The organism is Marinobacter sp. UBA2498, assembly GCF_002341575.1.
Lineage (GTDB): Bacteria > Pseudomonadota > Gammaproteobacteria > Pseudomonadales > Oleiphilaceae > Marinobacter > Marinobacter manganoxydans.
This window is the reverse complement of record NZ_DDOI01000154.1, coordinates 1,156-14,084: the sequence shown is the minus strand read 5'-3', so window position 1 is coordinate 14,084 and position 12,929 is coordinate 1,156. Positions and strand designations below refer to the sequence as shown.

General features: G+C 57.6%; 11 protein-coding genes and 1 pseudogene. 1 reads left to right on the top strand and 11 read right to left on the bottom strand.

Annotated features, from left to right (window positions below; all coding sequences use genetic code 11):
* Both B2W52_RS21270 and B2W52_RS21265 read right to left on the bottom strand, forming a co-directional pair.
* Window positions 1–1,538 (bottom strand): chromosome segregation SMC family protein (locus tag B2W52_RS21270; protein WP_286804032.1); only part of this gene is annotated, 1,538 nt, incomplete at its 3' end.
* A gap of 1 nt (window position 1,539) precedes the next feature.
* Window positions 1,540–2,223 carry a GntR family transcriptional regulator gene (locus B2W52_RS21265; protein ID WP_092032883.1) on the bottom strand — a complete coding sequence of 228 codons (684 nt, stop codon included), beginning with the start codon at window positions 2,221–2,223 and terminating at the stop codon, window positions 1,540–1,542.
* 284 nt (window positions 2,224–2,507) lie between these two features.
* On the opposite strand from B2W52_RS21265, the gene B2W52_RS21260 reads away from it, so the two are divergent.
* Window positions 2,508–3,434, top strand: a complete 927-nt coding sequence (locus B2W52_RS21260) for a GGDEF domain-containing protein (RefSeq protein ID WP_008174406.1) — start codon at window positions 2,508–2,510, stop codon at window positions 3,432–3,434.
* A 3-nt stretch (window positions 3,435–3,437) separates the two neighbouring features.
* Here B2W52_RS21260 and rluB read toward each other — a convergent pair whose 3' ends face one another.
* The 9 genes and pseudogenes from rluB to B2W52_RS21215 all read right to left on the bottom strand — a co-directional run.
* Entirely contained in the window at window positions 3,438–4,421 is a 984-nt protein-coding gene (gene rluB, locus B2W52_RS21255; RefSeq protein ID WP_008174404.1) for a 23S rRNA pseudouridine(2605) synthase RluB, read from the bottom strand.
* A gap of 39 nt (window positions 4,422–4,460) precedes the next feature.
* Entirely contained in the window at window positions 4,461–5,099 is a 639-nt protein-coding gene (scpB, locus tag B2W52_RS21250) for an SMC-Scp complex subunit ScpB (protein ID WP_286804031.1), read from the bottom strand.
* Between the two features lie 42 nt (window positions 5,100–5,141).
* The gene (locus B2W52_RS21245; RefSeq protein WP_008174399.1) at window positions 5,142–5,975 is read right to left on the bottom strand and encodes a segregation and condensation protein A; all 834 of its coding nucleotides are present in this window, start codon (window positions 5,973–5,975) and stop codon (window positions 5,142–5,144) included.
* A gap of 59 nt (window positions 5,976–6,034) precedes the next feature.
* Window positions 6,035–7,249 carry a tryptophan--tRNA ligase gene (locus B2W52_RS21240; protein ID WP_075267709.1) on the bottom strand — a complete coding sequence of 405 codons (1,215 nt, stop codon included), beginning with the start codon at window positions 7,247–7,249 and terminating at the stop codon, window positions 6,035–6,037.
* A 120-nt stretch (window positions 7,250–7,369) separates the two neighbouring features.
* Complete coding sequence (gene sucD, locus B2W52_RS21235; RefSeq protein WP_008174394.1) at window positions 7,370–8,242, bottom strand: succinate--CoA ligase subunit alpha; 873 nt, start codon at window positions 8,240–8,242, stop codon at window positions 7,370–7,372.
* Window positions 8,242–9,408, bottom strand: a complete 1,167-nt coding sequence (gene sucC / locus B2W52_RS21230) for an ADP-forming succinate--CoA ligase subunit beta (RefSeq protein ID WP_008174392.1) — start codon at window positions 9,406–9,408, stop codon at window positions 8,242–8,244. The genes sucD and sucC overlap by 1 nt, the downstream gene beginning before the upstream one ends.
* 36 nt (window positions 9,409–9,444) lie before the next feature.
* Complete coding sequence (gene lpdA / locus B2W52_RS21225; protein WP_008174390.1) at window positions 9,445–10,887, bottom strand: dihydrolipoyl dehydrogenase; 1,443 nt, start codon at window positions 10,885–10,887, stop codon at window positions 9,445–9,447.
* Window positions 10,888–10,922: 35 nt separating this feature from the next.
* Complete coding sequence (gene odhB / locus B2W52_RS21220; protein WP_273018090.1) at window positions 10,923–12,140, bottom strand: 2-oxoglutarate dehydrogenase complex dihydrolipoyllysine-residue succinyltransferase; 1,218 nt, start codon at window positions 12,138–12,140, stop codon at window positions 10,923–10,925.
* A gap of 25 nt (window positions 12,141–12,165) precedes the next feature.
* A pseudogene (locus tag B2W52_RS21215) lies at window positions 12,166–12,929 on the bottom strand (2-oxoglutarate dehydrogenase E1 component); the annotation flags it as partial.

Sequence of the window (12,929 nt, the reverse complement as noted above, 5' to 3'; positions counted from 1 at the left end):
TGCAGAACATCATCCCCGGCCCCCATCTGCTCATCCAGAAGGGATTGCTGGGACTCCAGGGACGCACGAAGGCTCTGCACCCGTTGGCGTTCTTCAGAGAGCGCCTGCTCGGCATCACGCTGTTGCTGCCGGGCTTCGTAGAGCTCGTCCTGAACTGAAGCAATCCGTTCGGCCGCCTCTTCGCGCTTCAGCTCCAGCGTTTCCTGCTGTTCCAGCAGCTCTTCGAGCTCGGCGCGGTCCATCTGACCTTCCAGCAATTCCTGTTCGTCCTGAAGCTTGCGTTGGCGGGCCAGCAGTTGCTCAATGGCATCCTCAAGCGAGCGGATTCTGGACTGGGCCAGCTCTGCCTGGCGCCGCGCGTCCGATGAACGGGCACTGAAGTCTTCCCACTGGTGCTGCCAGTCACTCATTGCGTCTTCGGCCTGCTGCAACTTCTCACCAGACTCCTCGGAGCGAATTGCCAGCGCTTCCTGCTCCGGCTCCATCATGTCGAGTTCTTCCTGGATTCCCGCAAGCTTGTCCTCATCCTGCTCCAGCTCGCGGGCCAGTTCTCTCTGGTTCGCCATGGCCTGGTCCAGCTCAGCCGCCATTTGCCGGCTGCGTTCACGCTGGTGTTCGAGGCTCTGCTCAATACGGGCGATATCGGCCCCGGCTTCGTAATAGCGTGCCTGTGCCCGGTTGAAATGCTCGGTCCGTTCCTGGTGATTGTCGCGCAGGGATTCCAGGGAGGTCTCCAGGCTGACCCGCTCGGTGAGGTATTTCTCAAGCTCGAGCTCGGTATCCCGGATCTTGCCTCGCCAGGCTTGCAAGTCATTGTCGAGGGATTGCCAGCGAAGCACCGTCAGTTCGGCTTTTTTCTGGCGCTCTTCCTGCTTGTAGGCCTTGTACTTCTCGGCTGCGGCTGCCTGACGCTCCAGGTGTTGCAGTTGGCGGCCCAGCTCTTCTCTCAAATCGGTCAGACGCTCCAGGTTTTCCTGGGTCCGGCGGATACGGTTCTCCGTTTCCCGGCGCCGCTCCTTGTATTTTGAAATGCCGGCCGCCTCTTCAATATAGATCCGAAGCTCTTCCGGTTTGGCCTCAATCAGCCGGGAAATCATGCCCTGTTCGATGATGGCATAGCTCCGCGGGCCGAGACCGGTGCCGAGGAACAGGTCAGTAATGTCGCGACGCCGGCACTTGGAGCCATTCAGGAAATACTCGGACTGCCCTGCCCGGGAAACGCGGCGGCGAACGGAGATTTCGTTGAATTTCACGAATTCACCGGGAGCGGACCCATCGCTGTTATCAAACACCAGTTCGATGGAGGCCTGCCCCACGGGCTTTCTTGCACTGGACCCGTTGAAAATAACGTCTGTCATGGATTCGCCGCGCAGGTACTTGGCGGAGCTCTCGCCCATGACCCAACGCACCGCATCGATGATGTTGGACTTGCCGCACCCATTGGGGCCGACCACGGCCGTCATGTTGGAGGGGAACGGAACCGTGGTGGGATCTACGAACGATTTGAAGCCGGACAGTTTGATGGACTTCAGACGCATATCAGGCGCTCGCTTCCTGCCGGAGGATCGTCAACACCTGCTGCCGCTGGTGCTCCCCAAAGGCCTGGATAACGGCTTGCAGCCGATCAGTGTCGTCGTTGACGGCGGCATCCGCCAGTTGCCGAAAGAAGGTAGCAGTTTCACCGATTTCTTCCCGGAAGTGTTCCAGCGCCACAAAATAGGTGCGGCTGATGGCCGGTCTGAAATTCTCGAGGGTTTCTTCCAGAAACGGGTTTTCGACCAGGCCGTAGGCGTAACGCATAACCCCGAAACCCGCATCAATAACCTGCTCGGCGGCGTCGGCACTGGTGGCGTTAAGGGCATCAATGACTGCCTGTAATTCACGGACCTGGCCCATGACACCGCCGAGCTCCCTGCCAGACCAGCGCTCAAGTACCTTGCGCCCAAGCATGCAGAGGAGGTCGATATAGATGTCGTAGAGGCTGTTGACGCTTTCTGGCGTCAGGCTGGACACCACCGCACCCCGCCGGGGGAAAATCTCGATCAGATGACGGCGTTCCAGAATGAGCAGTGCTTCCCGAACGGAGCCACGGCTGACATTCAGTTCTCCCGACACCTTCAATTCCTGAATGCGTTCGCCGGGCTTGAGATCTCGCGTGATGATTCGTTGCCCCAGATGCTGGGCAATTTGTTCAGACAGACTTTCCGGGGCCTGAAACCTCATAAAGTTGGTCACTCATTCCTGAAGACGGCACGATTTCAAACGCAGAAGTTTACCACAGGGAATCTATAGCCCCACCCCTTGTCTGACATTTTGCATAGCTCAGGAACATCGCGGCAAATCACTGCCGGTTTTTTGACGGCAAATCGGGAACGACAGCCGAAAAATCAGAAACCAAGTGATGTTAGCCTCGTTACTCGCTGTTTTTGTTAGCTTTTTATGACTGGGCACGGTTTCTGCTTTGCACACGCAAAGCACTGTAAACTTCTGCGACAGAGTGAACCGTAGTGAAAAACATACCGTCGATCCATCAGTCTCCTTCCCAGCCCCAGAAACTGGCCGCGCTGCGTCAGGCACACCAGGACTGGAACAATACGCCGGATGTACTCACCAGGCTGACGCGCCGGCTGTCCACCACCCTGTCGCTGGAACAGCAGCTGGCGATCCTGGCCGAAGAGCTGGTCGCTATTGTTCCATTCAGTGCGCTCAACTACCGGCACCGGATCGGGAAACAGGATTTCGTCTATGCCACAGGCATGGGGGGGCCACACCGCTGCGAGTACCGGCTGAGCCTTGAAGGTGTCAATTATGGGACCCTGGTACTGCAACGTCGGCAGAGGTTCTCGGAACAGGAGTTGGAAGGCGTCGAGATGGTTCTGAGTGCGGCGATCTGCCCGATTCGCAACGCCTGCCAGTACGTGGCCATTGAGCAGGCATCTCTGACAGATTCCCTGACCGGCATACCCAACAAACGCGCCCTGGACGACGCTCTGCAACGCTCCAGCCTGTTATCAGAGCGCCATGGCGAGCCCTACTCGCTCGTCCTCTGCGATCTGGACCACTTCAAGACGGTGAACGACACTCACGGCCATGTGGTTGGCGACCATCTTCTGCAATTGGCCGCGTGCGAGATCGAGAAGTCGATCCGAACCTCGGATTCAGTCTACCGCTTTGGCGGCGAGGAGTTTGCTATCCTGCTCCCGCATACCTCGGAGCAGGATGCCAGGGATGTAGCAGAGCGCGTTCGCGAAGCGATCGCCGCTATCCGGGTTGATGGCGGAGAGAAGGAACTGAAGGTCACAACGAGTTGTGGCGTTGCCACCTTCCTGCCCAAGGAGGCGCCCCAGGCCTGGCTGGCAAGGGCGGACGAGGCACTCTATCGGGCCAAACACCAGGGCCGTAACTGCACCCGGGTGTTTGCCACCATTTCGTAACGATCAGCCCCGGGGGGTCTTGCTTCGGGCTCTCTCTGGCCGGGGAGCACGCCCGGCTGGTTTGGCAGGTTTGGTGTCGCTGACAGCCCATTTGTTACCGGGTGTTTTCTTACCGGACCGGCCAGGGCTTTTCCGCCTCTGACGGTCGTGGGCCGCTTTCTCATTTGGTGTTTTCTGCGGAATTTCAACCGCTTCGAGACCAACCGTGCGACTCAGGGTGTCTACTGCCCGCTGATCCAGCTCTTCCCATTTTCCTACAGTCAGCCTGCTCGGCAGGAAGATCGGCCCGTAGCGCACGCGCTTCAGCCGACTGACGCGAACACCCTGGGATTCCCAAAGACGACGAACTTCCCGATTGCGCCCTTCCAGCAAGGTCACGTGGAACCAGCGATTTATACCGCTACCGCCGGCCGGAGAGATATCGGTGAACTTGGCCATGCCATCTTCCAGGAGAACGCCCTGAAGCAGGCGCTCGATCATCGCATCGTCCACTTCCCCGAAGATCCGTACCGCGTATTCCCGATCAATCTGGTTGGACGGGTGCATCAGGCGATTCGCCAACTCGCCGTCTGTGGTGAAGAGCACCAGACCCGTGGTATTGATATCCAGCCGTCCGATGGAAATCCACCGGTGCTCCTTGAGACGTGGCAAACGATCAAACACCGTCGGCCGCCCCTCAGGATCCTTTCGAGTGGTAACCTCACCCTCAGGTTTGTTATAGATCAGTACCCGGCGCATCACTTCCGCCGCACCGGACACTTCCAGTCGCTTGCCGTCGAGTTCGAAGCGATCCTCAACAGTCGCTTTTTGCCCGGGCGCCACAGGTTGCCCGTTGACCAGCAGGCGGCCGGCTTCCATCCAGCCTTCAATTTCCCGGCGCGAACCGATGCCCGCGCGGGCAAGCAATTTCTGAATACGCTCTGGCCCACCCTGGCTCGCGTTGTCCTTGGCTGGTCTGGCTGGTTTGTTGGGGCGTTCTGCCGCCATGAAATCAATCCTTAGTATCTGACTGACACCCGAATGGCGTCAGTGAAGTGTCTGGCTCGAAGATTCGTCGTCGTTCTCGGCAGTCGTTGATTCGAACTCGATCTCCGCCTGCATGTTCTTTTCAATTTCCCGGCCGATCTCTTCAAGATCGCGGACTTCATTCAGGGGCGGCATCTGATCCAGGCCCGTGAGGTTAAAGTAGTCCAGAAACTGTTTCGTAGTCGCATACATGGCCGGACGGCCGGGAACATCCCGATGCCCAACGACGCGAACCCACTCTCGCTCAAGCAGAGTGCGAATGATATTGCTGCTTACCGTGACACCCCGAATATCCTCGATTTCACCCCGGGTGATTGGCTGCCGATAGGCGATCAATGCCAGGGTTTCAAGCAACGCCCGGGAATAGCGCTGGGGCTTTTCCTCAAACAAACGCCCTACCCAGGGCGCGAATTCTTCGCGGACCTGAATACGGTAGCCACTGGCAACCCTCTTCAATTCAAAACCGCGCCCTTCGCAAGCCGCCTCCAGAAGTACCATGACATGTTCCATTACCTGGCGTGCGGGGCGTTCCTCTTCACTGAACAGGTCCCGAAGCTGGTCGAGAGACAAGGGTTTGCCCGCAGCCAGCAGGGCCGCTTCAGCAATCGCCTGTATTCTCAGCAGGTGTTCTTCGTTCATGGTGTCTGATCCGTATTTCCGTGCTTTGAACGTTGGGAGCCCCTAGCTGGCTGCCCTGGCTCGAACATGAATCGGGCCCAGGACCTCGGCCTGGACAACCTCGATCAGCTGCTCTTTGACCAGCTCAAGCGTGGCCAGGAAGGTCACCACGACGCCGAGCCGACCCTCTTCAATCGTAAACAGGCTTTCGAATGTCACAAAATGATCATCCTGAAGCACCGACAGGATTGCGGACATGCGCTCCCGGGTCGAAAGCCTTTCCCGTTCAACATGGTGACTGGTAAACAGGTCTGCCCGCTGAAGAACGCCTTGCAGAGCCAGCAGCATTTCCCGCAAGTCTACATCCGGATGGGGCTGACTGGAGGGCATCTTCGGCAGCGCGGCGGAGGCGGCAAAGGTATCGCGTTCCAGGCGCGGTAATTCATCAATATCTTCAGCAGCCTGCTTGAACCGTTCGTATTGCTGAAGCCGGCGAATCAGTTCTGCCCGGGGATCAACCTCTTCCTCATCGTCGCTTTCCTGTCGAGGCAACAGCATCCTCGATTTGATCTCCGCCAATGTGGCGGCCATCACCAGGTATTCCGCAGCCAGCTCGAACCGCATGGCCTCCACGGCACCGATGTAATCCATGTATTGCCGGGTAATTTCGCTAACGTCGATGTCCAGAATGTTCATGTTCTGGCGACGGATGAGATACAGCAGAAGATCCAGGGGCCCTTCGAACGCCTCAAGGAAGACGGCAAGGGCGTCCGGCGGAATGTACAAATCCTTGGGAAGATCCACCACCGGCTTGCCGGACACCCGCGCCAGGGGCGACTGCTCCGGTGCAGCGTCCTGGGCTTCGGGCGTGGCCTGATCGGTGGATTCTTCAGTCATAACCTTTCACTCCGGGTCTGCGCACTGGCTGTATGCTCGTGGCACCGACTCCTGCGGATTCAACGGTAATGAAGCCCCATGGCGGCCCGGACTTCCTCCAGGGTGTCGCGGGCGGCGTCGCGGGCGTGCTCGCGACCTTCCTGGAGAATGGAATGAACCAGATCCGGATTGCCCTCATACTCCCGCGCGCGTTCGTGGAGCGGACGCTGCTCCTCGACTATCGCGTCAATCAACGGCTTCTTGCAATCCAGGCAACCGATGCCGGCACTGCGACAACCGGTCTGCACCCACTCCTGAGTGTCAGCATCGGAATAGATTTTGTGCATTCCCCACACCGGGCACTTCTCGGGTTCACCCGCGTCGGTTCGGCGGACCCGCTGGGGGTCGGTCTGCATGGTGCGAACCTTCTGGGCTACGCTGTCCGGCTCTTCACGGAGACCGATATAGTTGTTGTAGGACTTGGACATTTTCTGCCCATCCAGCCCCGGCAACTTGGATTCCGGTGTCAGCAGCGGTTGGGGCTCCGGCAAAATCACCTTGCCGCCACCTTCAATGTAACCGTAAAGACGCTCACGATCGCCCAGGGAGATATTCTGTTGCTCTTTCAGCAGAGCACGGGCCGTTTCCAGGGCGTCCATGTCGCCCTCTTCCTGGTAACGCCTCTTGAGATTGCGATAGAGCTTGGCGTTTTTCTTGCCCATCTTCACGATGGCACCTTCCGCCTGCTCTTCAAACCCTGGCTCTCGGCCATAGATGTGGTTGAACCGGCGCGCGATTTCCCGGGTGATTTCAACGTGGGAAACCTGATCTGCACCAACAGGCACTTTTCCTGCCCGGTAAACCAGAATATCTGCACTCTGAAGCAGCGGGTAACCGAGGAACCCGTAGGTCGCCAGATCCTTCTCCCGCAGCTTCTCCTGCTGATCCTTGAACGTCGGCACGCGTTCCAGCCACCCGAGGGGCGTGATCATCGAGAGCAGCAGATGCAGTTCGGCGTGCTCGGGCACCTGCGACTGGATAAACATCGTGGACGAGCCCGGGTTCACACCGGCCGCCAGCCAATCAATGACCATATCCCAGACGCTTTGTTCAATGCCGGAGGGGTCATCATAGTTGGTGGTGAGCGCGTGCCAGTCCGCCACAAAGAAAAAGCATTCGAATTCATGCTGGAGTTTAACCCAGTTTTTCAGCACACCGTGGTAGTGGCCAAGGTGAAGCTTGCCGGTCGGACGCATGCCGGACAAAACCCTTTGCTGGGAATCTACAGAACTCAAAGCACGAACTCCTTATTTGGTATTGGAACCGCCATCATAGTTCAGGCGACCCGGCATTATAAATAAAAAACCCCCGCTCTGCAGGGCAGAAACGGGGGTTTTTACTGAAAGAAGGCCAGCTTACCAGCCAGTGACTTCCTTCAGGGCCTGACCGATCTCGGCCAGACTGCGTACGGTGCGAACACCAGCGTCTTCCAGGGCGGCAAACTTATCGTCTGCTGTACCCTTGCCACCGGAGATGATGGCGCCCGCATGGCCCATGCGCTTGCCCGGAGGCGCAGTAACACCAGCGATGTAGGAAACCACCGGCTTGGAGACGTTCTGCTTGATGTAGGCCGCAGCTTCTTCCTCGGCGGTACCGCCGATCTCGCCAATCATCACAATGGCTTCTGTCTCGGGATCTTTCTCGAGCAGGGCCAGAATGTCGATGAAGTTGGAGCCCGGGATCGGGTCGCCACCGATACCGATACAGGTGGACTGACCGTAGCCGAAGTCAGTGGTCTGCTTGACCGCTTCGTAAGTCAGGGTGCCTGAACGGGAGACGATGCCAACCTTGCCCTTCTTGTGGATGTGGCCAGGCATAATGCCGATCTTGCACTCGTCCGGAGTGATAACACCCGGGCAGTTCGGACCAATCATGCGAACGCCTTTGCGATCCACGTATTCTTTGGCGTACAGCATATCGATAGTCGGGATACCTTCAGTGATACATACGATCAGCTGAATGCCGGCATCCGCCGCTTCGATGATGGCGTCCTTACAGAACGGCGCAGGTACGTAGATAACGGTCGCTTCAGCGCCGGTTGCTTCAACGGCGTCACGCACGGTGTTGAACACCGGCAGACCCAGATGCTCGGTACCGCCCTTGCCGGGGCTGACGCCACCAACCATCTTGGTGCCGTAGGCGATCGCCTGCTCTGAGTGGAAGGTGCCCTGTGCGCCGGTAAAGCCCTGACAGATAACCTTGGTGTCTTTGTTAATCAGGATGCTCATTATTTACCCCCTGCGGCTTTAACAACTTGCTCTGCCGCATTCGACAGACTGGTAGCGGCAATGATGTTCAGACCGCTCTCGGCGAGTACCTGAGTACCCTTCTCCGCGTTGTTGCCTTCAAGGCGAACCACAACAGGAACCTTGACGCCGACTTCCTTCACGGCACCGATGATGCCCTCTGCAATCATGTCGCAGCGAACGATACCACCGAAGATGTTGACCAGAACCGCCTTCACATTCGAGTCAGACAGGATGATCTTGAATGCCTCGGAAACACGCTCCTTGGTTGCACCGCCGCCAACGTCCAGGAAGTTGGCAGGCTGGCCGCCGGACAGCTTGATGATGTCCATGGTACCCATGGCCAGGCCGGCACCGTTGACCATGCAGCCGATGTTGCCTTCCAGGGCCACGTAGTTGAGCTCCCACTTGGCCGCTTCCGCTTCCCGGGAATCTTCCTGGGAGGGATCGTGCATCTCGTGGATCTTTTTCTGGCGGTACAGTGCGTTGCCGTCGACGCCGACTTTGGCGTCCAGGCAGTGCAGATCACCAGCCGGGGTAATAACCAGCGGGTTGATTTCTACCAGTGCCAGATCGCACTCTTCGAACAGCTTGGCCAGACCAACGAAGATCTTGGTGAACTGACCGATCTGCTTGCCTTCCAGGCCCAGTTTGAACGCGAGCTCGCGGCCCTGGTACGGCTGAGCGCCAACCAGCGGGTCGATTTCGGCTTTCAGGATCTTCTCGGGCGTTTCTTCGGCAACCTTCTCGATCTCAACACCACCTTCGGTGGAGGCCATGAACACGATGCGGCGAGTGCCACGGTCAACAACCGCGCCCAGGTAAAGCTCCTGGTCGATGTCGGTGAGGGATTCAACCAGGATCTTGCTCACCGGCTGGCCGTTTTCATCTGTCTGGTAGGTTACCAGGTTCTGGCCCAGCCACTTCTCGGCAAACTCACGGATCTCTTCTTTGCTCTTGACCAGCTTTACACCGCCAGCCTTACCACGGCCACCTGCGTGAACCTGGGCTTTCACAACCCATGCATCACCGCCGATTTCACCAGCTGCGTCTACAGCTTCCTTCGGAGTATCACAGGCAATGCCCTTGGATACTGGCAGGCCATATTCAGCGAAAAGCTGTTTGCCCTGATATTCATGCAAATTCATAGTTAATGTCCCGAATTAAAAAATTCCTGGTTTGCGTTACTTCTTCTTGCGGCGGTTGGCGATGTGGATCGCGCCACCACCGACGGCCAGAGCTGCTTCATGCACGGACTCGGACAGAGTCGGATGTGCAAAACAGGTCAGGGCCAGATCTTCGGCGCTGGAACCGAATTCCATGGCGATTACGCCCTGGGCAACGATTTCAGAGGCCTGGGGACCAACTACATGGAAACCGACAATGCGGTCAGTTTTTGCGTCAGCAATGATCTTGACCAGACCGGACGCCGAGTTTGCAGCCATTGCACGACCGTTGGCCGCAAACGGGAAGGTACCTACGTTGTACTCTTCACCTTCTGCCTTCATCTGCTCTTCGGTTTTGCCAACCCAGGCAACTTCCGGGAAGGTGTAGACAACGTTCGGGATGCAGTCGTAGTTCACCTGAGGCTTGTGCCCGGCAATACGCTCCGCAACCATGATGCCTTCTTCAGACGCCTTGTGGGCCAGCATGGGTCCACGAACCACGTCACCAATCGCCCAGACACCCGGGGCTTCGGTTTTACAGTTGTCATCAACAAAGATGAAGCCGCGCTCATCCATCTGGACGCCGGAATCTTCCGACAACAGGTTGTCGGTGTAGGGTCGACGACCAACAGCCACGATCAGCTTGTCGAACTTGGCTTCGTGCTTGCCCTTGGAATCCTCGTAGTTCACGTTCACCAGCTTGCGCTTTACTTCCGCGCCAGTCATACGCGCACCCATGACGATGTTCAGCCCCTGCTTCTGGAACTGTTTCAGGGCATCTTTTGCTACCTGCTGGTCAACGGCCGGCAGGAAGGTGTCCTGGGCTTCCAGAACGGTGACTTCCGCGCCCAGGCGGGCCCAGACACTGCCGAGTTCCAGGCCGATAACGCCGGCACCAATTACACCCAGACGCTTCGGCACCTCGGTGAACTCGAGGGCACCCTCGGAATCCACGATGTATTCGCCGTCGAAGGGCGCGGGCGGAATCTGGATCGGCTTGGAACCGGTGGCCAGAATGATGTTTTCGGCTTCGTAGGTCTTCGATTTGCCGTCCTTGTCGGTTACTTCCACCTTGCGGTTGGCCAGCAATTTGCCGTGGCCATGGATGGAAGTCACGCCGTTGGACTTGAACAGCCCTGCGATACCGCCGGTCAGCTGCTTAACGATGCCGCTCTTGCGCTCCATCATCTTGCCGATGTCCATTTTGACATCCTTCGCGATGATGCCCTGCATCTCGAAATCGTGGCTGGATTCCTCAAACTTGTGGGAAATCTCCAGCAGCGCCTTGGAGGGGATGCAACCAACGTTCAGGCAGGTACCACCCAGCACCTGCGCCTTACCGTCTTCTGAAGTCCAGGACTCGACACACGCGGTCTTGAGACCCAGTTGTGCCGCTTTGATGGCAGCTACGTAGCCCCCGGGGCCTGCACCAATGACAATGACGTCGTACTTATCAGACATACTTTTATCCCGTTTCCGATTCGTTAAATGTCGGCTCAGACGTCCAGCAGAATACGTGCCGGGTCTTCAAGCATTTCCTTGATGGCAACGAGGAACTGCACCGCTTCCTTACCATCAATCATCCTGTGGTCGTAAGAAAGCGCCAGGTACATCATCGGCTGAATTTCCACCTTGCCGTTCACGGCCATCGGACGCTCCTGGATCTTGTGCATGCCCAGGATGGCTGTCTGCGGAGGGTTCAGGATCGGTGTGGAAATCAGCGAACCGAAGATACCGCCGTTGGTAATTGTGAAGGTACCGCCGGTCATATCTTCAATGGCCAGTTTGCCTTCTTTCGCCTTGGTGCCGTACTCGACGATCTTCTTCTCGATGTCGGCCAGACCCATGGCGTCGGAATCACGCAGAACAGGAACCACCAGGCCGCGATCGGTGGAAACCGCCACGCCGATGTCCTGGTAACCGTGATACACCATGTCGTTACCATCGATGGACGCGTTCACCGCCGGGAAGCGCTTCAGGGCTTCGGTGGCAGCCTTGGTAAAGAACGACATGAAGCCAAGCTTGATACCGTGACGCTTCACAAAGCTGTCCTGGTACTGCTTGCGCATCTCCATGATCGGGCCCATGTTCACCTCGTTAAAGGTGGTCAGCATGGCTGCGCTCTGCTGGGCATTAACCAGACGCTTGGCGATGCTCGCACGCAGGCGGGTCATCGGTACGCGCTTCTCGGGACGTTCGCCCTGGCTGACGTTGACTTCCGGCATACCAGCCGCAGGCTGGGGTGCGGCAGCACCGCCGGAGGACTTGGCGCTGTCTACGTGGTTCTGAACGTCTTCCTTGGTTACGCGGCCATCTTTACCGGTACCCTTGATGCTGTTCGGATCGACGTTATTTTCCTCAGCCAGCTTTCGGGCCGCCGGGCTCAGGATGGCTTCGCCGGAAGATGCCTCACTCTTGGCTTCTTCCTTCGGAGCCTCTTCCTTCTTGTCCTCGGCAGGCTTGGATTCGCCCTTGGCGCCTTCCTTGAACTTGCCGACTACCTCACCACTTTCAACGGTATCGCCTTCGTTCTTGATGATTTCTTCAATCACGCCGTCAGCAGGCGCAACAACCTCAAGAACAACCTTGTCGGTCTCGATATCGACAATCAGCTCGTCACGGGAGCAGGCTTCACCCGGCTGTTTGTGCCAGGTCGCGACAGTACCTTCCGCGACCGACTCCGGGAAAACGGGGGCTTTAATCTCAGTTGACATTACAGATCCTTAGTTCGGTAGCTCGTCAAATTTCAAACGCGTCGTTAACCAGTTTCTTCTGCTCTTCAATGTGGACCGACATATGGCCACAGGCAGGAGCAGCCGAAGCGTCACGACCGGCATATTGAAGGTACAGCTTGGGGTTCAGGCGGTGCAGTGCATTACGCATGTGATGCTGGCTGCAGTACCAGGCACCCTGGTTCATCGGCTCTTCCTGACACCAGACAACGTGCTTGAGCTTGGAGTACTCGCTCAAGAGCTCGTCAAGATCGTCTCCGGGGAAAGGATACAGCTGTTCGATCCGGACAATGGCCACGTCATCACGCTCGTCCGACTTCTTCTTTTCAAGCAGATCGAAATACACCTTGCCTGAGCACAGGATCAGACGGGTGACCTTCTTCGGATCGGACGGTTCTTTCTCGGGCAGCACCGTCTTGAAAGTACCGCTGGTCAGATCATCAAGATCAGACGTCGCTTCCTTATGCCGCAGCAGGCTCTTGGGCGTAATGGCTACCAACGGCTTGCGCAACGGGCGTTTTACCTGGCGCCGCAGCATATGGAATACCTGGGAAGGCGTGGTCGGCACGCAAACCTGGATATTATGCTCTGCACTCAGTTGCAGGAAACGCTCAAGGCGCGCCGAGCTGTGCTCTGGCCCCTGCCCTTCGTAACCATGGGGCAGCAGAAGGGTCAGACCACAAAGGCGTCCCCACTTGTGCTCACCACTGGTCAGGAACTGGTCGATTACAACCTGGGCACCGTTGGCAAAATCGCCGAACTGCGCTTCCC

Coding starts and splice junctions, on each gene's coding strand:
- sucD (WP_008174394.1), bottom strand. CDS start 8,242: ATGAGCATCCTGATTAACAAAGACACCAAGGTTATCTGTCAGGGCTTT.
- rluB (WP_008174404.1), bottom strand. CDS start 4,421: ATGGCGGCAGAACGCCCCAACAAACCAGCCAGACCAGCCAAGGACAAC.
- B2W52_RS21245 (WP_008174399.1), bottom strand. CDS start 5,975: ATGACTGAAGAATCCACCGATCAGGCCACGCCCGAAGCCCAGGACGCT.
- B2W52_RS21265 (WP_092032883.1), bottom strand. CDS start 2,223: ATGAGGTTTCAGGCCCCGGAAAGTCTGTCTGAACAAATTGCCCAGCAT.
- scpB (WP_286804031.1), bottom strand. CDS start 5,099: ATGAACGAAGAACACCTGCTGAGAATACAGGCGATTGCTGAAGCGGCC.
- sucC (WP_008174392.1), bottom strand. CDS start 9,408: ATGAATTTGCATGAATATCAGGGCAAACAGCTTTTCGCTGAATATGGC.
- lpdA (WP_008174390.1), bottom strand. CDS start 10,887: ATGTCTGATAAGTACGACGTCATTGTCATTGGTGCAGGCCCCGGGGGC.
- odhB (WP_273018090.1), bottom strand. CDS start 12,140: ATGTCAACTGAGATTAAAGCCCCCGTTTTCCCGGAGTCGGTCGCGGAA.